Below are 22,528 nucleotides of genomic sequence, written 5' to 3' on the forward strand. Positions count from 1 at the left end.
TTAGTGACGACACAAAACGTCTTATGGACGAAAAACAGCCTCCCTAGAATGACGCCAACGCTGCCCAGACAGCCCTCTCATTCTTCAGGTCGCCATGCACACCACCAATCGCCACCCCGCCGCCGGCAAGAAGCCGATCACCATCTTCGGCCCCGACTTCCCCTTCGCCTTCGATGACTGGATCGAACACCCCGCCGGCCTGGGCAGCATTCCCGCCGAGCGCCAGGGCGAGGAAGTGGCCATCGTCGGCGCCGGCATCGCCGGGCTGGTGGCCGCCTACGAGCTGATGAAGCTGGGCCTCAAGCCCGTGGTCTACGAGGCCTCGAAGATGGGCGGGCGCCTGCGCTCGCAAGCGTTCGAAGGCACCGAGGGGATCATCGCGGAGCTGGGCGGCATGCGCTTCCCGGTGTCGTCCACGGCCTTCTACCACTACGTCGACAAGCTCGGCCTCGAGACCCGCCCCTTCCCCAACCCGCTGACGCCGGCCTCCGGCAGCACGGTGATCGACCTCGAGGGCAAGACCTACTACGCCGAGAAGATGGCCGACCTGCCGGCGCTGTTCCGCGAGGTGGCCGATGCCTGGGCCGACGCGCTGGAGGACGGCGCGCAGTTCAGCGAGATCCAGCAGGCCATCCGCGACCGCGACACCAAGCGCCTGAAAGCGCTGTGGAACAGCCTGGTGCCGCTCTGGGACGACCGCACCTTCTACGACTTCGTCGCCACCTCCAAGGCCTTCGCCAAGCTGTCGTTCCACCACCGCGAGGTGTTCGGCCAGGTGGGCTTCGGCACCGGCGGCTGGGACTCGGACTTCCCCAACTCCATGCTGGAGATCTTCCGCGTGGTGATGACCAACTGCGACGACCACCAGCACCTGGTGGTGGGCGGCGTGCAGCAGGTGCCGCTGGGCATCTGGCGCCACGTGCCGGAGCGCATGGCCCACTGGCCGGCGGGCACCAGCCTTTCGTCCCTGCACAACGGCGCGCCGCGCCCGGGGGTCAAGCGCATCGCCCGCGCCGCCGACGGCCAGTTGGCGGTGACCGACGCCTGGGGCGACACCCGCCACTACGCGGCGGTGCTGACCACCTGCCAGAGCTGGCTGCTGACCACCCAGATCGAGTGCGAGGAATCGCTGTTCTCGCAGAAGATGTGGATGGCCCTGGACCGCACCCGCTACATGCAGTCGTCGAAGACCTTCGTGATGGTCGACCGGCCCTTCTGGAAGGACAAGGACCCGGTCACCGGCCGCGACACCATGAGCATGACGCTCACCGACCGCCTCACCCGCGGCACCTACCTGTTCGACAACGGCGACGACAAGCCGGGGGTGATCTGCCTCTCCTACTCCTGGATGAGCGACGCGCTGAAGATGCTCCCGCAGCCCATCGAGAAGCGGGTGAAGCTGGCGCTGGACGCGCTGAAGAAGATCTACCCGGACGTGGACATCGCCAGCCACATCATCGGCGACCCGATCACCGTCTCCTGGGAGGCGGACCCGCATTTCCTCGGCGCCTTCAAGGGCGCGCTGCCGGGCCACTACCGCTACAACCAGCGCATGTACGCGCACTTCATGCAGGACGACATGCCCGCCGAGCACAAGGGCATGTTCATCGCCGGTGACGACGTGTCCTGGACCCCGGCCTGGGTGGAAGGCGCGGTGCAGACCTCGCTCAACGCGGTGTGGGGGATCGTGAGGCACTACGGCGGTGCCACCCATGCCGACAACCCCGGCCCGGGCGATGTGTTCGCCGAACTCGGCCCCATCGCCCTGCCGGAATGACCAGGAGAGACGCCATGCGCATCGCCCTCTACCAGTGCCCGCCCCTGCCGCTGGACCCGGAGGCCAACCTCGCGCGCCTGCACCGCCAGGCGGCCGAGGCAGCGCGGCGCGGCGCACGCCTGCTGGTGGGCCCGGAGATGTACCTGAGCGGCTACAACATCGGCCGCGCGGCGGCACAGACCCTGGCCCAGCCCAGCGATGGCCTCTGGGCGCAGCGCATCGCCGCCATCGCCCGCGAGCAAGGCATCGCCATTCTTTACGGCTACCCGGAACGGGGCGCTGACGGCGCCCTGTTCAACTCGGCGCAACTGATCGACGCGCGGGGCGAGCGCCGGGGCAACTACCGCAAGACCCACCTGTTCGGCGAGCTGGACCGGGGCCTGTTCAGCCCGGGCGAGGTGCCCTGCCCGATCATCGAGCTGGAAGGCTGGAAGCTCGGCGTGCTGATCTGCTACGACGTGGAATTCCCCGAGAACGTGCGGCGCCTGGCCATGGCCGGCGCCGAGCTGGTGCTGGTGCCCACCGCCAACATGGTGCCGTACGATTTCGTCTGCGACGTGCTGGTGCGCACCCGCGCCTACGAGAGCCAGTGCTACCTCGCCTACGCCAACTACTGCGGCGCCGAGGGGGCCATCCGCTATTGCGGCCTCTCCAGCCTCAACGGCCCGGACGGCGAACAGACCGCCCGCGCCGGCCGCGACGAGACCCTGCTGCTGGCCGACCTCGCCCACGAAGCCCTGCAGACCTCGCGCGCCGCGATCACCTACCTGCACGACCGCCGGCCGGAACTCTATCGGCCCTAGGTTGGCGCCGAGCCCTGCTGCTCGGAAATCGACCACCCAACGAAGCGTTGCGCAGTGCAAGGCGCGCAGCCAGGTACACACACCTTATCCACAGCCCCATCCACGGTTTCCGGGGACAGGTAGGACGGGTGAAACCCGCGTGGGCTTCGCGCCCGGACCCTCGGGTTGCACCCGACCTACGAACCCGCACCGCCCCTGGGTTGGCGCCGAATGCTGCGAGGCCCAGCAGGACCATGGCGAACCCAGCTGCTCGGAAATCGACCACCCGGCGAAGCGCGTTGCAGTGCAAGGCGCGCAGCCAGGTACACACACCTTATCCACAACCCCATCCACGGATTCCGGGGACAGCTCCCGGCAGGAGCGAGCCCTGCTCGCGAAGCCTTTCATCGCCCTGAATGAAAGACCGCCCGGGGCAAAGGGCAGGGCCACCGGGCGGTTGAGAAAACGGACTCGAGGGGACAGGGTCAGGTCAGCACGGCGTGGGGGCCGGTGAGGTAGTCGAGCAGGCGGAACAGCGTCGGCGCCAGGGCGCTGCAGTGGGGGAAGCCGTCGCGGATGGCGGCGGCGCTTTCCACCGAGCCATTCAGCGCCAGGTCATCGGGGCAGGCTTCGAGCAGTTCGTGGATGCTTTCGGGCGTGCTTTCCAGGTGGCATTGCAGGCCGATGGCGCGCTCCTTCCAGACGAAGCCCTGGTTGGCGCAGGCAGCCGAACCATAGAGCGGGATGGCGCCCGCCGGCAGGTCGAAGGTCTCGCCGTGCCAGTGCATGGCCATGAGGCGCTGCGGCAGCATGCGGCCCAGCGGCGAGTGCTCGGCGAGGGCGTGTTTCTCCATGGGCCACCAGCCGATCTCGACCTGCCCGCTGCGCACCTGCGCGCCGAGGGCTTCGGCCAGCAGCTGGGCGCCCAGGCAGATGCCCAGCACGCGCTTTTCAGCGGCCAGGGCCGCGCGGATCAGCGCCTTCTCGCCAGCGAGCCAGGGCAGCACGGCCTCGTCGTGGACGCTCATCGGCCCGCCCATGACGATCAGCAGCTCGAAGGCCTCCAGCTCCGGCAACGGGCAGCCGGCATAGAGGTCGTGCACCCGCACCTGGGCGGAACGCAGGTCGAGCCATTGGGCGATACGGCCGATGCCTTCGAAGGGGACGTGCTGGAGGATGGCGACGCGCATATCAGGCGGGCTCCTTGTGTTTGCCCTTGGCCAGGGCGAAGGCGCGGTTGAGGCGCTTGAGCATCTCGTCGACGTTGGCGTGGCTGACGGTGAGCGCCGGGGAGAAGCGCAGGCAGTCGCTGGCCAGGCCGTTGATCAGCAGGCCTTCGTCGAGTGCGGCACGGACCACGGCGTCGGCGCGCTGCTCGATCAGCGGCATGCCGATCAGCAGGCCATGCCCGCGCAAGGGACCGTGGCCATGGCGGCGGGCGACGCGGGCGAGGCCTTCGCGCAGGTGCTGGGCGACATCGCGCACCTGTTCGAGGAAGCCCGGCTCCAGCACGGTGTTGAGCACGGCGAGGCCGGCGGCGGTCATCAGCGCGTTGCCGTGGTAGGTGCCGCCCTGCTCGCCCGGCTCGAAGCAGCAGGCGTTGCCCCGGGCGAGCAGTGCAGCCAGGGGCACGCCGCCGCCCAGGCCCTTGCCGAGGGTGATGATGTCGGCGCGTACGCCGTAGAGGTCTTCGGCCAGCAGGGCGCCGCAGCGACCGATGCCGGTCTGCACCTCGTCGAGGATCAGCAGCACGCCGCGCTCGCGGCACAGGCGTTCGGCGCCCTGCAGGTATTCGAGGGTGGCGGGGATCACCCCGGCCTCGCCCTGCACCGGCTCCAGCATCACCGCTACGACACTGTCGTCGACGGCAGCGCGCAGGGCGTCGAGGTCGTTGAACGGCACCTTGGTGAAGCCGGGCACCTTGGGCTCGAACAGGGCCTGGAAGGCCGGCTTGCCGGAGGCGGACAGGGTGGCGAGGGTGCGGCCGTGGAAGCTGTTGCCGGCGGTGACGATGCCGTAGGCGCCGCCCCGGTGCAGCTGGCCCCATTTGCGCGCGAGCTTGATCGCGCCCTCGTTGGCTTCGGCGCCACTGTTGAGGAAGTAGACCTGGTCGCTGCCGCTGGCCTGGCACAGGCGCGAGGCGAGCTTGAGCATGCCGCGGTTGTAGAACGCGGGACCCGGGTTGATCAGGGCCTCAGCCTGGCGCTTGAGCGCCTCGACCACGACGCCGGGGCTGTGGCCGAGGCTGTTGACCGCCCAGCCCTGGGTGAAGTCCAGGTAGGCGCGGCCGTCGGCGTCCCACAGCCAGGAGCCCTGGCCCCGCACGAAGACCTGGGGCGGGCGTTCGACGGTGCGCATCAGGCGCAGGCCGGCGAGGGGGTCACGCATGGTCGGGGACCTCTTCATGGCGGTATTCGATACCCAGCAGGCGCAGGCCTTCCGGGCCCTGTTCGAGGATGCGGCGCAGCTCGCGGCGACGGCGGATGCGCAGGCCGAAGCCTTCGGCGAGGGGAAAACGCTCGCGCAACAGGGCGGTGGTTTCCACGTAGCGCGCCTGGCTCACCTCCAGGGTGGCGAGCAGCACGCCGTGACGTTCCAGGTTGATCTGGTAGTCGCTCATGCGCGCATGCCCTCCAGCGGCAGGCCGTGCAGGCGTGCATTCCAGTCTTCGACCTGGCCGCTGGCCAGGCGCCGCGCGGCACCATCGCGCCAGCGGCCGCTCAGGGCTTCGCAGGCCTGCAGCAGGTGCAGGCCCTCGCGCTCCAGGGGCTCGTGGAAGTAGGCACGCACGGCACGGGCGACGCTGAGTTCCGGATGCGGGCGGTCGAGCAGCGAGAGGCGATCCTCGGTGCTGACGAAGCCGGGTCGCAACACGCGGTAGAACCAGCCGCAGCGACCGGTGTCCTGCACCAGGCGCGGCAGTTCCTCGATGCCCCAGCGACGGCTCAGGCGGTAGCAGGGGGAACGCGGCTGGCTGACCTGGATGATGGCTTCGCCCCAGCGGAAGCTGTCGCCGATGCACACCTGCTCTTCGGTGAGGCCGTAGGTGGAGAGGTTCTCGCCGAAGGACGGTGCCTTCCAGGCGAGATGGCGGTAGTGCTTGCGCCAGTAGCGGTAGTGCTCGGCCGGGTAGTGGTGCAGGGCGCGCTCGGGGCCGCCGTGGAAGCGCGGGTCGCCCTGCTCGTCGCTGCCCAGGCCCTGGGGCCAGAGCCAGAGCCGGTGTTCCACCGGGCGCTTGTCGATGGCGCTGCTGAGTCCACCGCCGATATCTTCGGCTTTGCCTATGAATACACCCTTTACTTCCAGGCCCTGCATGTCGTGCTCCAGCGCTTGAACCAGGTTCTATGGCCGCTAGACTAGGGCCTTGCCGCTGCGCATGACATTTCGATTTTTCAGTTTCTTCGATAAGTAACTCTTATGGATTTCCGCCAGCTCCGCTATTTCGTCGCGCTCTACGAGGAAGGCCATGTCGGCCGCGCCGCCGAGCGCCTGAGCATTTCCCAGCCGGCGCTCTCCCAGCAGATCCGCCAGCTGGAGCAGGGGCTGGACGTGAGCCTGTTCCAGCGCACCGGCAAGCGCCTGCTGCCGACCCTCGCCGCGCACACGCTCTACAACCATGCGCTGCCGCTGCTCGACGGCATGGAGCGGGCACGCGAGGCGTTGCGCAACTTCCGTGGCCAATCGCCCCGCAGCCTGGCCATCGGGGTGCTGCAGACGGTCAACGCGAGCCTGGTGCCGCTGCTGCTGGAGCGCCTGCGCGAAGCCCAGCCGCACCTGGTGGTGCAGATCTACGAGCTGTCGGGCCTGGATATCGAGCGGCGCCTGCTGACCGGCAACCTGGATATCGGCATCGGTTTCCTGCCGCCGCGCCAGCCGGGGCTGCACAGCCAGTTGCTGTACGAGGACGAGCTGCAGCTGGTGATTCCCGAGGAGCACCCGCTGAAGGAGTTCCGCAAGGTCTCGCTGGCCCAGGCCGCGGAGTTGCCGATGCTGCTGCTGGGGGAGGAGTTCCGCGTGCGGCAGATCTGGCAGGAGCAGTTGGCGCTGATCGGCCGCCGCCCTCAGGTGCAGGCGGAGCTGAACCACATGGCCGGCATCCTCGACAGCCTGCCGCATACGCGCCTGGCCACGGTGCTGCCCGGCCGCGCGCGGCAGTTGCATGCCAACCAGGCGCTGCTGTGGAAGCCCCTGAGCGAGCCCCGCGTGCCGTTGAAGGTGGGGCTGGTATTCCGCGATGCCCAGCGCCAGCAGGCGACGCTGGAGCTGCTGCAGGCACTGCTGGAGAACCTGGTGCCCCCCGCCGCGTGATGCCGGGCCCGGAAAAAGAAAAACCCCGCCGAAGCGAGGTTTTTGCAGACTTGTATCCCTGACATCCCTGATCTACCCACCATCCTGGCGGAAATCCGGCGTAGTCCCTGTTTTTCAGTGCGCTTCCTGCGCTACGTCCCTATGGAGTGAAGATTAGTCCTGCAGACATGTAGGCGGAAGCAGAGAACGCCTTCAGAAAATGTAAGCAATATCTTACAAAATAGAGGTTTGACGACCTGATCACAAAAGGCCATCACCTCGGCGGAATGCCCCGTTCCAGAGGCCATGCAGCAACCAAGCAAGCGATCGGTAGGCTTTGTCTTCAGAATAGTCGCTTGATAGACTCGGTTGTCCTACAAGAATGATATGGCCGGCCTTTTCGGTGCGGTCGACTGGGGTCATGACCATGCGCGTAGTTGCGATTGCCCTTTGCTGCCTCACCCCTTTCATCGCCACCACCGCCCTTGCCGGCGGCCAGGACAGGCTCCCCGACCCCAAGGCGGCCGTGAGCCAGGTCTTCTGGCCACAGCTCTATGCGGGCGCCGGCACCACGCTGTATTGCGGCAAGGCCTTCACCGGGGAAAGCGGCCTGCTGGCAGCCAGCCCGGTCTATTCCATCAAGCAGATCAAGAGCGCGCTGCGCTGCGTCACCGACAGCCAGTGCAAGAGCGCCAACGCGCAATACCCCTTCATGCTCGCCGACCTGCACAACCTCTACCCGGAGCTGGCGCGGGTCGAGCTGGCGCGGCGCAATGCGCTGTTCGGCATGGTGGGCGATGTGCCGAGCAAGTTCGGCGCCGAGTGCGATCTCAAGACCAGCTTCCAGTTGGTGGAGCCCCGCGATGCCGCCAAGGGCAACGTGGCCCGGGCCATCTTCTACATGCATATCGAATACGGCCTGCCCATCGTCGGCCAGGTGCAGATGTTCAAGGAGTGGCACCGCCTGGACCCGGTGGACGCCGAGGAACGCGCACGCAACGAGCAGATCGCCGCATTGCAGGGCACCCGCAACCGCTTCATCGACGACCCGGCCCTGGTGGACACGCTGATTGCGGATTGAAGGGGCGCAACCAGGCTTCGGAGCCTGCAGCCGCCGCTCACTCCGAACGTAGGGTGTGCTGCGCGCATCTGGGACTCGCCGGAAGCACCGAGCGGCGGTGCGCACGGCACACCCTACGGCACGAGCTCATCCTGTCAGCCCTCGGCGCGAACCGTCACAGGCACAGAGCCGATGACTCATGACCACGTCCTGAAGACGCGGTTTCCCACGCTCAAATGAAAAAGCCCCGCATCGGCGGGGCTTTTTCGTTTGCGGGGGCCGCTTAGAACTGGGCGGCGTCCAGCAGGTACAGCGACTCGCTACCGGCTTTCACCGAGGCGGTCAGGGAGTGGATGCGCGGCAGCAGACGGGCGAAGTAGAAGCGCGCGGTGCCGAGCTTGCTGGCGTAGAACTCGTCCTGGCCTTCCTTGCCCAGTGCAGCCTTGGCCATCAGTGCCCACATGTAGGCGTAGGCGGTGTAGCCGAAGGCGTGCAGGTACTCGACCGAGGCGGCGCCGATCTCGTTGGGGTTGGACTTGGCGCGTTCCAGCAGCCAGGCGGTCAGGTCGTCGAGGTTGGCGATGGCGGCGTTCAGCGGCTGGACGAACTCGGCCAGGTCGGCGGAGGCGCTGCCGGTGAAGGCCTTGATCTCGTCGGAGAAGTGCTTGTAGAACGCGCCACCGCTGCCGACGACCTTGCGGCCGACGAGGTCCAGGGCCTGGATGCCGTTGGTGCCTTCGTAGATCTGGGTGATGCGCACGTCACGCACCAGTTGCTCCTGGCCCCATTCGCGGATGAAGCCGTGGCCGCCGAAGATCTGCTGCCCGTGGACGGTGGTTTCCAGGCCGAGGTCGGTGAGGAAGGCCTTGGCGACGGGGGTCAGCAGGGCGACCATTTCCTCGGCGCGTTTGCGCACGACGGGGTCTTCGCTGTACTTGGCGGTGTCCAGCTGCATGGCGACGTAGGTGGAGAAGGCACGGCCACCTTCGTTGGCGGCCTTCATGGTCAGCAGCATGCGACGCACGTCGGGGTGCACGATGATCGGGTCGGCGGCCTTGTCCTTGGCGACCGGGCCGGTCGGGGCGCGGCTCTGGATGCGGTCGCGGGCGTATTCGACGGCGCTCTGGTAGGAACGCTCGCCGGAGGCCAGGCCCTGGATGCCGACGCCCAGGCGCTCGTAGTTCATCATGGTGAACATGGCGGCCAGGCCCTTGTTGGGGGCGTCGACGATCCAGCCGGTGGCGCCATCGAAGTTCATGACGCAGGTGGCGGAGGCCTTGATGCCCATCTTGTGTTCGATGGAGCCGCAGGACAGGGCGTTCTTCTCACCCAGGGAGCCGTCGGTGTTGACCATGAACTTGGGCACCAGGAACAGCGAGATGCCTTTCGGGCCGGCAGGCGCGTCGGGCAGCTTGGCCAGGACCAGGTGGATGATGTTCTCGGTGAGGTCGTGCTCGCCACCGGTGATGAAGATCTTGGTGCCGGTGAGCTTGTAGCTGCCGTCGGCCTGGGGTTCGGCCTTGGTGCGGATGATGCCCAGGTCGGTGCCGGCGTGGGGTTCGGTCAGGCACATGGAACCGGCCCAGACGCCCGCGTACATGTTCGGCAGGTACTTTTCCTTGAGCTCTTCGCTGGCGTGCGCGTTGATCGACAGGCAGGCACCGGCGGTGAGCATGGGGTAGAGGCCGAAGGAGAGGTTGGCCGAGTTGACCATTTCCTCGACCTGGGCGGAGATCGCCTTGGGCATGCCCATGCCGCCGAAGACCGGATCGCCACCGACGCCGACCCAGCCGCCTTCGGCGTAGGTCTTGTAGGCCTCGGGGAAGCCGGCCGGGGTGCTGACCACGCCGTCGTTCCACTGGCAGCCTTCCTCGTCACCGGAACGGTTCAGCGGGGCGATGACGCCGCCGGTGACCTTGCCGGCCTCTTCGAGGATCGCGGAGGCGGTTTCCGCATCGACGGTCTCGGCCAGGGCGGGCAGTTCAGCCCAGAGCTTGGCGACCTCGAAAACTTCATTGAGGACGAAGCGCATATCGCGCAGGGGCGCTTTGTAGTCAGCCATGTGCAAAACCTCGCAGGAACTCTACAGGTGGCCGGGAAGGCCGGTTTCACGGAACAGGCCGGCAGTGTACCCGAACAACTTTTGAGACACATAGGGTCGTTGCGTGACCATATGTTATCGAACAGTCACAAACGGCAAGCCCGATGAAAAGGGCCCGCACGTGGCGGGCCCCTGGATACGCCGAGAGTAGACGCTCAGAGCGCGAACTGTTCGGCCGGCAGGGCCATCAGGCAGTCGCTGCCGGCCTCGACCCCCGCCTGATGGGCGGTGGTGCGCGGCAGCAGGCGCTTGAAGTAGAAGTCGAAGGTGGCCAGCTTGGTCTGGTAGTACGCGGCCTCGCTGGTGCCGGCATCGAGCTTGGCCTGGGCGACCACGGCCATCTGCAGCCAGAACCAGGCGAGCACGATGTAGCCGGAGTACATGAGGTAGTCGACGGAGGCGGCCCCCACTTCGTCCGGGTTCTTCATGGCGGCCATGCCGACCTTCTGGGTCAGCTCGCCCCACTGCTGGTTGAGGCGCGCCAGTTCGGCGACCTGCCCCTTGAACTGCGGGTGCTCGGCCTGGGCCTGGCAGAACCTGTGCACGCGCTTGGTGAAGCCGCGCAGCAGCTTGCCCTGGCTGCCGAGCACCTTGCGACCGAGCAGGTCGAGGGCCTGGATGCCGTTGGTGCCTTCGTAGATGGGGGCGATGCGGCAGTCGCGCACCAGTTGCTCCATGCCCCACTCGCGGATGTAGCCGTGGCCGCCGAACACCTGCATGCCGAGGTTGGTGGCCTCCAGCCCGGTCTCGGTCATGAAGGCCTTGCAGATGGGGGTGAGGAAGGCCAGCAGGTCGTCGGCTTCCTGGCGCTGCTCGGCATCCTGGCTGCCGTGGGCGATGTCGAGCAGTTGGGCGGTGAAGTAGGAGAGCGCGCGGTTGCCTTCGTTGAAGGCCTTCATGGTCAGCAGCATGCGGCGCACGTCGGGGTGCACGATGATCGGGTCGGCGGCCTTCTCCGGGGCTTTCGGCCCGGTGAGCGCGCGCATCTGCAGGCGGTCGTTGGCGTAGCGCACGGCGCCCTGGTAGCTGGCCTCGCCGAGGCAGAGGCCCTGCATGCCGGTGCCCAGGCGGGCGTGGTTCATCATGGTGAACATGCAGTTGAGGCCCTTGTTGGCCTCGCCGATCAGGTAGCCGGTGGCGGCGTCGAAGTTCATCACGCAGGTGGCGGAGGCCTTGATGCCCATCTTGTGCTCGATGGACCCGCAGGAGACGGCGTTGCGCGCACCGACGCCGCCATCGGCGGCGGGCATGAACTTGGGCACGATGAACAGGGAGATGCCCTTGGTGCCGGCGGGCGCGTCGGGCAGCTTGGCGAGGACGAGGTGGACGATGTTCTCGCTCATGTCGTGCTCGCCGGCGGAGATGAAGATCTTGGTGCCGCTGACCGCGTAGCTGCCGTCGGCCTGGGGCACGGCGCGGGTCTTGATGATGCCCAGGTCGGTGCCGCAGTGGGGCTCGGTGAGGCACATGGTTCCGGTCCAGCGGCCTTCGGTCATGCGGGTCAGGTAGGTCTGCTTCTGTTCCTCGGTGCCGTGGGCGTGGATGGCCGACATGGCGCCGTGGGTGAGGCCGGGGTACATGGCCCAGGACTGGTTACTGGAGGCGACCATCTCGCTGATGATCAGGCCGAGGGAATGGGGCAGACCCTGGCCGCCGTAGGCCGGGTCGGCGGCCAGGCCGTTCCAGCCCCCTTCCACGTACTGGGCGAAGGCTTCCTTGAAGCCCTTGGGCGTGGTCACCACGCCGTCGTTCCACTGGCATTCTTCCTCGTCGCCGGAGCGGTTGATGGGCGAGAGCACCTGCTCGCAGAACTTGGCACCCTCTTCGAGGATCGCCGAGACCATGTCCGGGGTGGCGTCGCTGGCACCAATGGCGGCGTAGGTCGCCGGGAAATCGAAGACTTCGTCGATCAAGAAGCGCATGTCGCGCAGGGGGGCCTTGTACTCGGGCATGGCAGGGTTCTCCTTGGGCGAGCGCCAGGGTCGGCGCCAATCAGCCGACCCTACTGCGCGCCCGGGCCCCGGACAACGAAGCTGCCGGCGCTGAATGCAGCGCCATAACCTGCTGCGCTAGGCGCCGGCCTTGCGCACCCGCACCGCGCCACGGCGGTTCTGCCCATGCAGGAACACGCGGTTGCGCCCCGCGCTCTTGGCGCTGTAGAGCGCCTGGTCGGCCACCTTGATGACCTCCTCGGGGGTGCGCTGCTCGGCATCGCGCTCGGCGACGCCGATGCTGATGGTGACCGAGACGCTCTGCCCGGCGGCGCCGCTGCGCTTGCTGCGGCCCTGCTCGTCGCTCTTGGGGCGGCTGTCCTTGTCGCGCAGTTGCATGGCGTAGTTTTCGATCGACTCGCGCACGGCCTCCAGGTGCGGCTGGCATTCCTCCATGGTCTTGCCGGCGAAGACGATGGTGAATTCCTCGCCACCATAGCGGTACGCCTTGCCGCCGCCGGTGACCTTCTTCAGGCGCGCGGCGACCATGCGCAGCACCTGGTCGCCGACATCGTGGCCGTAGGTGTCGTTGAATTTCTTGAAGTGGTCGACGTCGGTCATCGCCAGCACGTAGTTGCGCCCGAGGCGTTGCAGGCGTTCGTTCAGGGCTCGACGGCCGGGCAGCCCGGTGAGTTCGTCGCGGAAGGCCATCTGGTAGGCCTCGTGGGCCACCGAGGCGGTCAGCGCGAGCATCGCCAGGCTGCTCATGGCGTGCAGCGCGTGGGGCAGGACGAAGACCTTGGGCAGCATCCACCAGATGCCGAGCAGGGCCAGCAGCTGCGCGGCGTGCTGCGGGCGGGGCTGGCGGGCATAGGTGACGGCGAGGGCGATCAGCGCGCCGACGAAGGCGAAGTAGGAAAGCTGGATCAGGCTCATCCAGGTGCCATGCAGCAGCGGCCAATGCACGGCGGTGAGCACCGGCAGCAGGGACTCGGGGTAGCTGCGGCCGAGGGCGACGGCAACGCCCACCACGGCGAGTATCACCGCCCCCCGGGCGACGAAGTCCTGGAGCAGGTGGGTGCGCTCCTGCCAGCAACCGAACAGGCCGAAAAGCAGCGGCAGCAGCAGGCTGCTGAGGTGGAACACCAGCGCCGCGTCTTCGCGGACCACACGCTCGGCCTGGTAGTAGTCGACCTGGGTGTCGAGCAGGTAGTAGGCGAGGTAGAGGATCAGCAGCAGGAACAGCTGGCGCAGGCGGCCATAGGCGGCGCAGAAGGAACCACCGAGCAGCAGAAGGAGCGTGGGCAGTACGTTGAACAGCGAGACGAAGAACTCGGTCATGCCCGGCAGCGAGCCCATCACGCCGCCGGCCAGGATCAGGGCCAGGGGCGGGACGAAATGGCTGACGCGAAATGACGAGAGAGACCGCACTGATGCTGATCCAGACAGGTGTCGAAAGGGGATGGGGAGCTGGCCATATGATTGCATTTCTGCCAGGGCCACGCACCCGTCCAGGCGACGAAACGCCGCTATCGTCGCGCTTTCGCGAGCCTTTCCCGGTCTATTCGCGCCAAAGAAAAAGCCCGCCTTGCGGCGGGCTCCTTCGTACAGCGCTGAACCTTAGTAACCGAGGGCGAAGTCTTCTTCGGCCAGGTCCATCAGGTTGTTGGCGCCGGACAGCATGGTTTCGACGTGGGTACGGGTACGCGGCAGAATGCGCTTGAAGTAGAAGCGCGCGGTCTGCAGCTTGGCCTTGTAGAAGGCGGCATCGCCTTCGCCGGCAGCCAGTTTCTCGGCAGCCAGGCGGGCCATGTCGGCCCAGAAGTAGGCCAGGCAGGCGTAACCGGAGTACATCAGGTAGTCCACGGAGGCGGCACCGACTTCTTCGCGATCTTTCATCGCGGCCATGCCGACCTTCATGGTGACGTCGCCCCACTCCTTGTTCAGCTTGGCCAGGGGCTCGACGAATTCCTTGACGGCTTCGTTGCCTTCGTTCGCCTGGCAGAACTTGTGGACGATCTTGGTGAAGCCCTTCAGCGCTTCGCCCTGGGTCATGAGGATCTTGCGACCCAGCAGGTCCAGCGCCTGGATGCCGGTGGTGCCTTCGTACAGCATGGAGATGCGGCTGTCGCGAACGTTCTGCTCCATGCCCCACTCGGCGATGAAGCCGTGGCCGCCGTAGATCTGCACGCCATGGTTGGCCGACTCGAAGCCGACTTCGGTCATGAACGCCTTGGCGATCGGGGTCAGGAAGGCCAGCAGCGCGTCGGCGGCTTTCTTCTCTTCCTCGTTCTGGCTGTACTTGACGATGTCGACCTGCTTGGCGGTGAAGTACACCATCGCACGGTTGCCTTCGGCGAAGGCCTTCATGGTCAGCAGCATGCGACGCACGTCCGGGTGGACGATGATCGGGTCAGCGGGCTTCTCGGGCGCTTTCGGGCCGGTCAGGGCACGCATCTGCAGGCGCTCGCGAGCGTATTTCAGGCCACCCTGGAAGCCGATCTCGGCATGGGCCAGGCCTTGCAGCGCGGTACCCAGGCGAGCGGTGTTCATGAAGGTGAACATGCAGTTCAGGCCTTTGTTCGCCGGGCCGATCAGGAAGCCGGTGGCGCCGTCGAAGTTCATCACGCAGGTGGCGTTGCCGTGGATGCCCATCTTGTGTTCGATGGAGCCACAGGCCACGGCATTGCGCTCGCCCACGCCGCCTTCGGCGTTCGGCAGGAACTTCGGCACGATGAACAGGGAGATGCCTTTGGTGCCGGCCGGTGCATCGGGCAGGCGGGCCAAGACGATATGGACGATGTTGTCGGCCATGTCGTGCTCACCGGCGGAGATGAAGATCTTGGTGCCGGTGACTTTGTAGGAACCATCGGCCTGGGGCTCGGCCTTGGTGCGCAGCATGCCCAGGTCGGTACCGCAGTGCGGCTCGGTCAGGCACATGGTGCCGGTCCACTCGCCGGAGACCAGCTTGGTCAGGTAGGTGTGTTTCTGGTCGTCGGTGCCATGGGCGGACAGGGTGTTCATCGCGCCGTGGGACAGGCCGGGGTACATGCCCCAGGACCAGTTGGCCTCGCCGACCATTTCGCTGATGGCCAGGCCGAGCGACTCGGGCAGGCCCTGACCGCCGTGGTCGACGTCATGGGCCAGGCTCGGCCAGCCGCCTTCTACGAACTGCTTGTAGGCTTCCTTGAAGCCGGTCGGGGTTTTCACGCCGGACTCGCTCCAGGTGCAGCCCTCGGTGTCACCCACGCGGTTCAGCGGAGCGATCACCTGCTCACAGAACTTTGCACCTTCCTCGAGAATGGCGTCGACCATGTCCGGGGTGGCGTCCTGGCAGCCAGGCAGGCTCTGATAGTGCGCTTCGTAGCCGAGCAGTTCGTCACGAACGAAGCGGATATCACGCAAGGGGGCCTTGTAATCAGGCATAGCAGTAAACCTCTACGGTGGGTTCCTAGTTAAGGTGACCGGCACATCGGTCGCTTACAACATCACGGTAGTCGCTGTCGGTTGCACGCTGGCCGCCCGACAATCAAACAGGTGTTTGAAACATACGTTTACGCCATTCCCTTGTCAAGCATCCGCCTGTCGCGGCTCAGGCGCGGATATCCAGCAGGGGCCCGGGGGCGTCGGAGCGAGCGACCTGGAGGTAGAGCCCAAGCTCCTGAGTGGCGCCCGGTGGGGACGCTTCGGAGGCGTCGTCCGTCTCGGCGCGCGCCTCGGCCTTGCGAGCGGTTTCCTCGGCGGCTTCCTCGCGGCGCAGCTGGCCGAGCTCGACCAGCGCCTGAGCGGCCTTAGCGGCAGCCTCGGCGGCGACGCGGCGGTCCTGTGCGGAGGGATCGGCCGGCGCCAGCGCCGCGCGTTGCACCACCTCCATCTTGCGCAAGGTGGCCTCGGGATCACCGGCAACGGCACTGACGTCGATCCCCACTTCGCCGCCCACAGCATAGGATTGGCCGTCCGGCCCGCGCTTGAAGGTGTAGCTGGGTGAGCCCGCGTAGGCGGCACCTACCGAGGCATGGGCCTGCTCATGGGCGCGGACTTCTCGGTCCCGCGCGGCCAGCTCGGCGATTTCCTGCAGGTCCTGTTGTTCCTGCTGACGGGTCTGGCGCGTGGCGGATGCACCTGCGCCGCGCGCATCGGCAGCACGCGTTTCGGATGAGGAAGCCAGTTCGCCGGAAGAGGCGGGATCACGAAGGGGGGAAGAGGATTCGGATGCAACGCTGTCAACCGCGCCGCGCGTGGGCAGGAGCGTCCTCGCCGACGAAGGGAGATATGCAGCACTGCCGATCCGCATGGGGCCCTCCCTGCCCGCGCCAGGCCACCGCCGCTATCGCAGTCGGGAAGCCGTCAGTCAGGCACGGGTGTCGATCAGGGTTCCGAGTACATCGTCAGCGGTCTTGATCACCTGGGCTCCGGCTTCCGCCTGGAACTTGCCGACGTTGAGGTCCACCAGGTTGCTCGCCTGGTCGACATCGTTGAATTCCTGGACTCGGGCGCTGGGGGCCTGCTGGTTGCGCTGCACGGACGAGCCCGCGATATCCGCACCGGCCTGGTCGATACGACGCTGGCCCGATTGCAGAGCACTCAATCCTGCGCTGAAGGCACTACCGGAGATTTCCATCACCAACCTCGAAACAAGAGATCAACGCCGTAATTGAAGCAGAAAACGTCTAAAAAACGTACAAACAAAAGGCTATGGACGCCGTTCTGCTTATAGCGCCAGAGGGGCCAGGTCCAGGCAGGCCGCGACGGCTGCGGGCGTGGGGGCCGCCAGGCGGGGGATACGGCCCAGGCACGGGGCCGGAAGCCGCTCCGCCAGGGTGGCGAGGTTCTCTTCCAGGCGCGAGGTCGCCGGGTCCACCAGGTTGGCCACCCAGCCGGCCAGCGGCAGGCCATCACGCAGGATCGCCTCGGCACTGAGCAATGCGTGGTTGATGCAGCCGAGCCGCACACCCACCACCAGGATCACCGGCAGGCCCAGTGCGATCGGCAGGTCCGAAAGGCTCGCGCGACCGGCCAGCGGCACCCGCCAACCACCGGCGCCCTCGACCAGGGTGAAGTCCGCCCCCTTGCCGATGATCCGCCGCACCGGGCCTTCCAGCGCGGCCAGGTCCAGCTCGACGCCGACCTCGCGCGCCGCCAGGTGCGGCGCGATGGCGGGGGCGAAGGCCAGCGGGTTGACCTCGTCGTAGGCCAGCGGCAGCGTGCACTCGCCCAGCAGTGCCAGGGCGTCCTCGTTGCGCAGGCCGGCGGGGGTCGGAACACAGCCGGACGCCACCGGCTTGCTCGCCGCCGTGGACAGCCCGGCCAGGCGGGCGGCGTGCAGCAAGCCCGCGGCCACCGTGGTCTTGCCGATCTCGGTGTCGGTGCCGGCGATGAAGAAGGCCGCGCTCATTCAGGGCTCCTTGCGCAAGAGGCCGTGGACGACCTGGTAGGTGACGGGCAGGCCGCCGGCATCGCGCCGACGCTCGTAGGCATCGATCAGGGCGAGCATGCGCGCCCTGCCGGTCAGGCCACCGGGGCGCCCGGGATTCAGGTTGTGCGCACCCAGTGCCTTGAGCTCATGGGTCAGGCTGCGCAAGTCGGGGAAATGCAGTACGCGAGGACGGCGCTCCAGCAACAGCGGACGCAGGCCACTGCTCGCGCACAGCGCCTGATAGCGGCTGAACTCACGGAAGCGGTTGACGTGGACGAAGCCGTCCACCTCCTGCCAGCTGTCGCGCAACTCCTGCAGAGTGCCGACGCACAGGCTGCTGAAGACCAGCAGGCCGTTCGGCCGCAACACCCGCCGCGCCTCGCTCAGCACCGCCGCGAAGTCACCGCACCACTGCACCGCCAGGCTGCTGAACACCAGGTCCAGGCAACCGTCCACGAGCGGCAGGCGCTCGGCATCGCCGGCGGCGAAGTGGCGGGCCCCACCCAGTGGGCGGGCGTGTTGCAGCATGCCTTCGGCGATATCCAGCGCCAGGCCTTCGGCCGTGGGAAAGCGCTCCGCCAGCACCCGCGAAAAATGCCCGGTGCCGCAGCCCAGGTCGAGCCAGCGTCCGGGGACGAAGCCCTCGGGCAGGCTGTCGAGCAAGGCACCGCCGACGGCCCGTTGCAACTCGGCGACGCTGTCGTAGCTGGCCGCCGCGCGGGAAAAGGAGGCCGCGACCTGGCGCTTGTCCGGCAGGGGCGATGCCTCCACCGAAAGGCCGGGCGACGGGACGACGACGGATTCAGACATCTTCACCTTCGAACATGAACGCCAGCATGGCCTCGGCGACCGCATCCGGGCACTCCACCGGCAGCCCGTGGCTGGCCTCGCGGATCACCGCCGCCTCGACATCCGGCAGCCAGTCCAGCAACGCCTGGCAGGCGGCGGCCGGCACCAGCGCATCGCGCCCGGCGAACAGGTGCAACTGCGGGCCGCTGTAGGCACGCAGGGCGCTGCGGGTGTCCAGCCCAGACAGCAGTTGCAGGCCGGCCTCGAGCACCTCCACCGGGGTGGACGGCTGGGTGACCTGCAGTTGCCGCGCCAGGGTGCGCGGGTCCTTGGCGCCCTGGCTCACCAGCAGGCGAAAGCGCTTCAGGGTCAGTTCGGGGTCGAGGCCGAAGGCCTCGTGGAAGGCGGCGAAGACATCGCCGGGCATGGCGCTCGGCCAATCCTCGCGGGCACGGAAACACAGGTTGCTGGCAAGCCCGATCAGCCCACGGCAGGACTCATCGCGCCGGGCGGCCAGTTGCGCCGCCAGCATCCCGCCGAGGGACCATCCCGCCAGCCAGCAATCGATTGGCAGGCGCGCATCGAGCTCGTCGAGCCAGGCTTCCGGCTGCGCCAGGTCGGGCAGTGGCTCGATCTCGATGTTCAGGTGCGGCGCACGCTCGTACAGCGCATCGCGAAGGGGCTCCAGGGCAGCCGGGCCGAGCGCCCAGCCGGGCAGCAGGATGAGTCGGTCACGCATCGGTTCTTCCTTCCTTAGCCAGAATGTTCCAGCTTTCGGACAACGCCTGGAGCAACAGTTCCAGCTGGGCCTCGCTGTGGGACGCGCTGAAGGTCACCCGCAGGCGCGCGCTGCCGGCCGGCACCGTCGGCGGGCGGATGGCGCCGACGAGGATGCCGCGTTCGCGCAGCAGGGCGGCGAGGCGCAGGGCCCGGGCGCTGTCGCCGACCATGATCGGCTGGATAGGCGTCGGGCTGTCCATCAGGCTCAGGCCGATCCCGGCGGCCCCCTCGCGGAAGCGCTGGATCAGCCTGTTCAGGTGCTCGCGGCGCCAGCTTTCCTTCTGCAGGAGTTCCAGGCTCTTGAGCGTGGCGCAGGCCACCGCGGGCGGCTGGCTGGTGGTGTAGATGTAGGGGCGGGCGAACTGGATCAGCGTCTCGATCAGCTCTTCACTGCCCGCAACGAAGGCGCCGGCGGTGCCGAAGGCCTTGCCCAGGGTGCCGACCAGCACGGGCACATCCTCCAGGCCGAGGCCGAAGTGCTCGACGATGCCGCCACCGGTGGCCCCCAACGGGCCGAAGCCATGGGCGTCGTCGACCATCACCCAGGCGCCCTGCTCGCGCGCCTTGGCACAGAGCGCGGGCAGGTCGGCGAGGTCGCCATCCATGCTGAAAACGCCATCGGTGACCACCAGCGTGTCGCCTTCGGCCTTCTCCAGCCGCGCGGCGAGGCTGGCCACATCGTTGTGCAGGTAGCGCGAGAAGCGCGCGCCCGACAGCAGGCCGGCATCGAGCAGGGAGGCGTGGTTGAGGCGGTCCTCCAGCACGCTGCCGCCCTTGCCCACCAGTGCGGTGACGGCCCCCAGGTTGGCCATGTAGCCGGTGGAGAACAGCAGCGCACGCGGGCGCCCGGTGAACTCGGCCAGGGCCAGTTCCAGCTCGTGGTGCGGCCCGCTGTGACCGATGACCAGGTGCGAGGCCCCCCCACCAGCGCCCCAGCGCTCGGCACCGGCACGCAGCGCGCCGATCACCTCGGGGTGGTTGGCCAGGCCCAGGTAGTCGTTCGAACAGAAGGCCAGCATCGCCCGGCCGTCCACCACCACATCCGGCCCCTGGGGGCTTTCCAGCAGGGGACGCTGGCGGTAGAGGTCGGCGGCGCGGCGCTCGGCGAGGCGGGAAGCGAGATCGAAGGGCATAGAAAGCTCGAAGCGGGAAGCTAGAAGCTGGAAGCCCGAGCCACCCGCTTCAAGCTTCCGGCTTCAGGCTTCCAGCTCGCCGTCGTTAAACAGCAGCGTTATAGAAGAGCTTGGAGTCTCTCTGCTCCACCAGTGCCTGCTCGATGGCGGCCTGGTGCACTTCATCGGCGTGTTCCTCGCGTTCCTCGGGCTTGATGCCGAGGCGGGCGAAGAGCTGCATGTCCTTGTCGGCCTGGGGGTTGGCGGTGGTCAGCAGCTTCTCGCCGTAGAAGATCGAGTTGGCGCCGGCCATGAAGGCCAGGGCCTGCATCTGCTCGTTCATCTGCTCGCGACCGGCGGAGAGGCGCACATGGGACTTGGGCATCATGATCCGCGCCACGGCCAGAGTACGGATGAAGTCGAACGGGTCGACGTCCTTCTCCTCGGCCAGCGGCGTGCCCTTGACCTTCACCAGCATGTTGATCGGCACCGATTCCGGGTGCTCCGGCAGGTTGGCCAGCTGGATCAGCAGGCCGGCGCGGTCGTCCACCGACTCGCCCATGCCGAGGATGCCGCCGGAGCAGATCTTCATCCCCGCCTCACGCACGTAGGCCAGGGTCTGCAGGCGCTCGCCGTAGGTGCGGGTGGTGATGATGTTGCCGTAGAACTCCGGCGAGGTATCGAGGTTGTGGTTGTAGTAGTCCAGGCCGGCATCGGCGAGCGCCTGGGTCTGCTCCTGGTCCAGGCGGCCGAGGGTCATGCAGGTCTCGAGGCCGAGCTTCTTCACGCCCTTCACCATCTCCAGCACGTAGGGCATGTCCTTGGCGGAGGGATGCTTCCAGGCGGCGCCCATGCAGAAGCGCGTGGAGCCGATGGCCTTGGCCTCGGCGGCGGCCTGCAGGACCTTCTGCACCTCCATCAGCTTTTCCTTGTCCAGGCCGGTGTTGTAGTGGCCGGACTGGGGGCAGTACTTGCAGTCTTCGGGGCAGGCACCGGTCTTGATCGACAGCAGGGTGGAGACCTGTACGCGGTTCGGGTCGAAGTGCGCGCGGTGCACGGTCTGCGCCTGGAACAGCAGGTCGTTGAAGGGTTGCTCGAACAGCGCACGCACGTCGGCGAGGGACCAATCGTGGCGGGTGGAGACGGCTACGGTTGCACTCATGGGGAGCTTCCTTCGACGCGTGGATCGCGCCTCTTGTAAGGGGAAATCCCGACGGCGAGCGCGGGAATTCAGGCTGTTGGGCATCTTGATTTTGGGCTATGACGCTGTCAACCAAAAACTCGACACAGGTTTACATCTGGTTATTTTTTAACCATACAGAACCCTTGGGCGCCGCCTGGATCAAACACCAGACGGTCATGACGCATAAGGAACGAGCATGGGTAACGACGGCTTCTTCAGTTGGCTGGGCGAGGCGATCGGCAAGGTGATCCGCTTCATCGTCGATCTGCTTTCAACCGTCCTCGGCGGCATCTGGGCGGCGATGGACGACTTCCTCCGGGGCCTGGCGCGGGCCATCGGGATGGATGCGTCGATCTTCAGCTTCGTCGTACTCATTCTCGGCCTGCTCCTGCTGTTCGGCGGCATACGCGCATTGCTGCGAAAGGGCATCATCAGCGGCCTGATCCTCATCTTCCTCGGCCTGATCGTCATGAGCTGGCTGATCCACTGACCTCGCCCGTGGAGGGGCGCCATGGACCGGCTCGTCCACCTGCTGCGCCACCTCGTCCGAACCGCCCCGACCTGCGCGCTGTGCAGCGCACGGGCGCAAGGCGGCGAACTGCCCATCTGCACCGACTGCGAAGCCGACCTGCCCTGGCTGGCCGGGCGTTGCCGGGTCTGCTCCCTGCCACTGCCCGCCCACGGCCTGACCTGCGGCGAATGCCTGAAACGGCCACCCGCCTTCGATACCGCCTGCATCCCCTGGCGCTACGACTTCCCGGTCGACAGCCTGATCACCCGCTTCAAGCACCAGGCCCAGTGGCCCCTTGGCCGCCTGCTGGCGGAACTCCTGGCGCGCCACATCGAGCACGTGCAGGGCACCGGCGAGCCGCGCCCCGACGCCCTGCTGGCCGTGCCGCTGGCAACCCGCCGCCAGCGCCAGCGCGGCTTCAACCAGGCGCAGATGCTGGCGGGCTGGCTCGGCCGCCGCCTGCGGGTGCCAACGCACGACGATTGGCTGCTGCGCCCACGGGACACGCCCGCCCAACAGGGCCTGGATGCCGCCACCCGCAAGCGCAACCTGCGCGGCGCCTTCCAGCTGGCCCCGCACGCCAGCCCCCAGGGGCTGCACCTGGCGCTGGTGGACGACGTGTTGACCACCGGCACCACCGCGCAATACCTCGCCCAGCTGCTCAAGCGCGCTGGCGCCGAGCGGGTCGACATCTATTGCCTGGCGCGCACGCCCAAGCCCGGCACGCTGCCCTGAGGCATGGCTTGACTGGCGTCCCCGACTCACTCAGCCTGCTGCGCCATATTCAGCAACAGCCGTC

Annotated in this window: 21 protein-coding genes; 6 read left to right on the forward strand and 15 right to left on the reverse strand. The window is 67.3% G+C overall.

Features of this window, described 5'->3' with window-relative positions; genetic code table 11:
* The first annotated feature begins 94 nt into the window (after positions 1–94).
* The gene (locus ACYJSS_RS29095; RefSeq protein ID WP_236206447.1) at positions 95–1,777 is read left to right on the forward strand and encodes a flavin monoamine oxidase family protein; all 1,683 of its coding nucleotides are present in this window, start codon (positions 95–97) and stop codon (positions 1,775–1,777) included.
* Between the two features lie 14 nt (positions 1,778–1,791).
* The gene (locus ACYJSS_RS29100; protein WP_236206448.1) at positions 1,792–2,580 is read left to right on the forward strand and encodes a carbon-nitrogen hydrolase family protein; all 789 of its coding nucleotides are present in this window, start codon (positions 1,792–1,794) and stop codon (positions 2,578–2,580) included.
* 464 nt (positions 2,581–3,044) lie between these two features.
* Here ACYJSS_RS29100 and ACYJSS_RS29105 read toward each other — a convergent pair whose 3' ends face one another.
* Genes ACYJSS_RS29105 through ACYJSS_RS29120 form a run of 4 tightly spaced genes read right to left on the reverse strand, consistent with a single transcriptional unit; the run spans position 3,045 to position 5,874 of the window.
* Complete coding sequence (locus tag ACYJSS_RS29105; protein WP_236206449.1) at positions 3,045–3,749, reverse strand: type 1 glutamine amidotransferase; 705 nt, start codon at positions 3,747–3,749, stop codon at positions 3,045–3,047.
* Position 3,750: 1 nt separating this feature from the next.
* Entirely contained in the window at positions 3,751–4,947 is a 1,197-nt protein-coding gene (locus ACYJSS_RS29110) for an aspartate aminotransferase family protein (RefSeq protein WP_236206450.1), read from the reverse strand.
* Complete coding sequence (locus tag ACYJSS_RS29115; protein WP_236206451.1) at positions 4,940–5,179, reverse strand: hypothetical protein; 240 nt, start codon at positions 5,177–5,179, stop codon at positions 4,940–4,942. The genes ACYJSS_RS29110 and ACYJSS_RS29115 overlap by 8 nt, the downstream gene beginning before the upstream one ends.
* On the reverse strand, positions 5,176–5,874 hold the full coding sequence (locus tag ACYJSS_RS29120) for an MOSC domain-containing protein (protein WP_236206452.1): 699 nt from the start codon (positions 5,872–5,874) through the stop codon (positions 5,176–5,178). Before ACYJSS_RS29120 ends, ACYJSS_RS29115 begins: the two co-directional genes overlap by 4 nt.
* Positions 5,875–5,976: 102 nt before the next feature.
* On the opposite strand from ACYJSS_RS29120, the gene ACYJSS_RS29125 reads away from it, so the two are divergent.
* Together ACYJSS_RS29125 and ACYJSS_RS29130 are read left to right on the forward strand one after the other, a co-directional pair.
* A complete protein-coding gene (locus tag ACYJSS_RS29125; RefSeq protein ID WP_111259551.1) occupies positions 5,977–6,867 on the forward strand; it encodes a LysR family transcriptional regulator in 891 nt (296 codons plus the stop codon).
* Between the two features lie 406 nt (positions 6,868–7,273).
* On the forward strand, positions 7,274–7,927 hold the full coding sequence (locus tag ACYJSS_RS29130) for an endonuclease I family protein (RefSeq protein WP_236206465.1): 654 nt from the start codon (positions 7,274–7,276) through the stop codon (positions 7,925–7,927).
* A gap of 262 nt (positions 7,928–8,189) precedes the next feature.
* On the opposite strand, the gene ACYJSS_RS29135 is transcribed toward ACYJSS_RS29130, so the two are convergent.
* The 11 genes from ACYJSS_RS29135 to bioB all read right to left on the reverse strand — a co-directional run bounded on the left by ACYJSS_RS29135 (position 8,190) and on the right by bioB (position 21,197).
* Complete coding sequence (locus ACYJSS_RS29135; protein ID WP_236206453.1) at positions 8,190–9,968, reverse strand: acyl-CoA dehydrogenase C-terminal domain-containing protein; 1,779 nt, start codon at positions 9,966–9,968, stop codon at positions 8,190–8,192.
* Positions 9,969–10,162: 194 nt separating this feature from the next.
* Positions 10,163–11,959 (reverse strand): acyl-CoA dehydrogenase C-terminal domain-containing protein, encoded by a 1,797-nt coding sequence (locus tag ACYJSS_RS29140; protein ID WP_111259553.1) that lies wholly within the window; start codon positions 11,957–11,959, stop codon positions 10,163–10,165.
* A gap of 117 nt (positions 11,960–12,076) precedes the next feature.
* Complete coding sequence (locus ACYJSS_RS29145) at positions 12,077–13,369, reverse strand: GGDEF domain-containing protein (protein WP_236206454.1); 1,293 nt, start codon at positions 13,367–13,369, stop codon at positions 12,077–12,079.
* 189 nt (positions 13,370–13,558) lie between these two features.
* The gene (locus ACYJSS_RS29150) at positions 13,559–15,364 is read right to left on the reverse strand and encodes a phenylacyl-CoA dehydrogenase (RefSeq protein WP_111259555.1); all 1,806 of its coding nucleotides are present in this window, start codon (positions 15,362–15,364) and stop codon (positions 13,559–13,561) included.
* 166 nt (positions 15,365–15,530) lie between these two features.
* Positions 15,531–16,232: a putative metalloprotease CJM1_0395 family protein gene (locus ACYJSS_RS29155; protein ID WP_111259556.1), complete on the reverse strand. Its 702-nt coding sequence runs from the start codon at positions 16,230–16,232 to the stop codon at positions 15,531–15,533.
* Between the two features lie 57 nt (positions 16,233–16,289).
* Complete coding sequence (locus ACYJSS_RS29160) at positions 16,290–16,559, reverse strand: pyrroloquinoline quinone biosynthesis protein PqqE (RefSeq protein WP_111259557.1); 270 nt, start codon at positions 16,557–16,559, stop codon at positions 16,290–16,292.
* Between the two features lie 90 nt (positions 16,560–16,649).
* Complete coding sequence (bioD, locus tag ACYJSS_RS29165; RefSeq protein WP_111259558.1) at positions 16,650–17,333, reverse strand: dethiobiotin synthase; 684 nt, start codon at positions 17,331–17,333, stop codon at positions 16,650–16,652.
* Positions 17,334–18,164 (reverse strand): malonyl-ACP O-methyltransferase BioC, encoded by an 831-nt coding sequence (bioC, locus tag ACYJSS_RS29170; RefSeq protein ID WP_236206455.1) that lies wholly within the window; start codon positions 18,162–18,164, stop codon positions 17,334–17,336.
* Positions 18,157–18,882, reverse strand: coding sequence for an alpha/beta fold hydrolase (locus ACYJSS_RS29175; protein WP_236206456.1), 726 nt, complete (start codon positions 18,880–18,882; stop codon positions 18,157–18,159). The genes bioC and ACYJSS_RS29175 overlap by 8 nt, the downstream gene beginning before the upstream one ends.
* Positions 18,875–20,056 carry an 8-amino-7-oxononanoate synthase gene (bioF, locus tag ACYJSS_RS29180; protein ID WP_236206457.1) on the reverse strand — a complete coding sequence of 394 codons (1,182 nt, stop codon included), beginning with the start codon at positions 20,054–20,056 and terminating at the stop codon, positions 18,875–18,877. The genes ACYJSS_RS29175 and bioF overlap by 8 nt, the downstream gene beginning before the upstream one ends.
* An 85-nt stretch (positions 20,057–20,141) precedes the next feature.
* Complete coding sequence (gene bioB, locus ACYJSS_RS29185; RefSeq protein WP_111259562.1) at positions 20,142–21,197, reverse strand: biotin synthase BioB; 1,056 nt, start codon at positions 21,195–21,197, stop codon at positions 20,142–20,144.
* Positions 21,198–21,414: 217 nt separating this feature from the next.
* On the opposite strand from bioB, the gene ACYJSS_RS29190 reads away from it, so the two are divergent.
* On the forward strand, positions 21,415–21,708 hold the full coding sequence (locus ACYJSS_RS29190) for a hypothetical protein (RefSeq protein WP_111259563.1): 294 nt from the start codon (positions 21,415–21,417) through the stop codon (positions 21,706–21,708).
* A gap of 21 nt (positions 21,709–21,729) precedes the next feature.
* On the forward strand, positions 21,730–22,464 hold the full coding sequence (locus ACYJSS_RS29195; RefSeq protein ID WP_236206458.1) for a ComF family protein: 735 nt from the start codon (positions 21,730–21,732) through the stop codon (positions 22,462–22,464).
* Positions 22,465–22,528: the final 64 nt, after the last annotated feature.

It is taken from the genome of Pseudomonas sp. No.21 (assembly GCF_054558415.1).

Coding starts and splice junctions, on each gene's coding strand:
- ACYJSS_RS29120 (WP_236206452.1), bottom strand. CDS start 5,874: ATGCAGGGCCTGGAAGTAAAGGGTGTATTCATAGGCAAAGCCGAAGAT.
- bioB (WP_111259562.1), bottom strand. CDS start 21,197: ATGAGTGCAACCGTAGCCGTCTCCACCCGCCACGATTGGTCCCTCGCC.
- bioF (WP_236206457.1), bottom strand. CDS start 20,056: ATGCCCTTCGATCTCGCTTCCCGCCTCGCCGAGCGCCGCGCCGCCGAC.
- ACYJSS_RS29125 (WP_111259551.1), top strand. CDS start 5,977: ATGGATTTCCGCCAGCTCCGCTATTTCGTCGCGCTCTACGAGGAAGGC.
- ACYJSS_RS29155 (WP_111259556.1), bottom strand. CDS start 16,232: ATGCGGATCGGCAGTGCTGCATATCTCCCTTCGTCGGCGAGGACGCTC.
- bioC (WP_236206455.1), bottom strand. CDS start 18,164: ATGTCTGAATCCGTCGTCGTCCCGTCGCCCGGCCTTTCGGTGGAGGCA.
- ACYJSS_RS29140 (WP_111259553.1), bottom strand. CDS start 11,959: ATGCCCGAGTACAAGGCCCCCCTGCGCGACATGCGCTTCTTGATCGAC.
- bioD (WP_111259558.1), bottom strand. CDS start 17,333: ATGAGCGCGGCCTTCTTCATCGCCGGCACCGACACCGAGATCGGCAAG.
- ACYJSS_RS29105 (WP_236206449.1), bottom strand. CDS start 3,749: ATGCGCGTCGCCATCCTCCAGCACGTCCCCTTCGAAGGCATCGGCCGT.
- ACYJSS_RS29135 (WP_236206453.1), bottom strand. CDS start 9,968: ATGGCTGACTACAAAGCGCCCCTGCGCGATATGCGCTTCGTCCTCAAT.
- ACYJSS_RS29095 (WP_236206447.1), top strand. CDS start 95: ATGCACACCACCAATCGCCACCCCGCCGCCGGCAAGAAGCCGATCACC.
- ACYJSS_RS29160 (WP_111259557.1), bottom strand. CDS start 16,559: ATGGAAATCTCCGGTAGTGCCTTCAGCGCAGGATTGAGTGCTCTGCAA.
- ACYJSS_RS29110 (WP_236206450.1), bottom strand. CDS start 4,947: ATGCGTGACCCCCTCGCCGGCCTGCGCCTGATGCGCACCGTCGAACGC.
- ACYJSS_RS29130 (WP_236206465.1), top strand. CDS start 7,274: ATGCGCGTAGTTGCGATTGCCCTTTGCTGCCTCACCCCTTTCATCGCC.
- ACYJSS_RS29100 (WP_236206448.1), top strand. CDS start 1,792: ATGCGCATCGCCCTCTACCAGTGCCCGCCCCTGCCGCTGGACCCGGAG.
- ACYJSS_RS29190 (WP_111259563.1), top strand. CDS start 21,415: ATGGGTAACGACGGCTTCTTCAGTTGGCTGGGCGAGGCGATCGGCAAG.
- ACYJSS_RS29195 (WP_236206458.1), top strand. CDS start 21,730: ATGGACCGGCTCGTCCACCTGCTGCGCCACCTCGTCCGAACCGCCCCG.
- ACYJSS_RS29175 (WP_236206456.1), bottom strand. CDS start 18,882: ATGCGTGACCGACTCATCCTGCTGCCCGGCTGGGCGCTCGGCCCGGCT.
- ACYJSS_RS29115 (WP_236206451.1), bottom strand. CDS start 5,179: ATGAGCGACTACCAGATCAACCTGGAACGTCACGGCGTGCTGCTCGCC.
- ACYJSS_RS29150 (WP_111259555.1), bottom strand. CDS start 15,364: ATGCCTGATTACAAGGCCCCCTTGCGTGATATCCGCTTCGTTCGTGAC.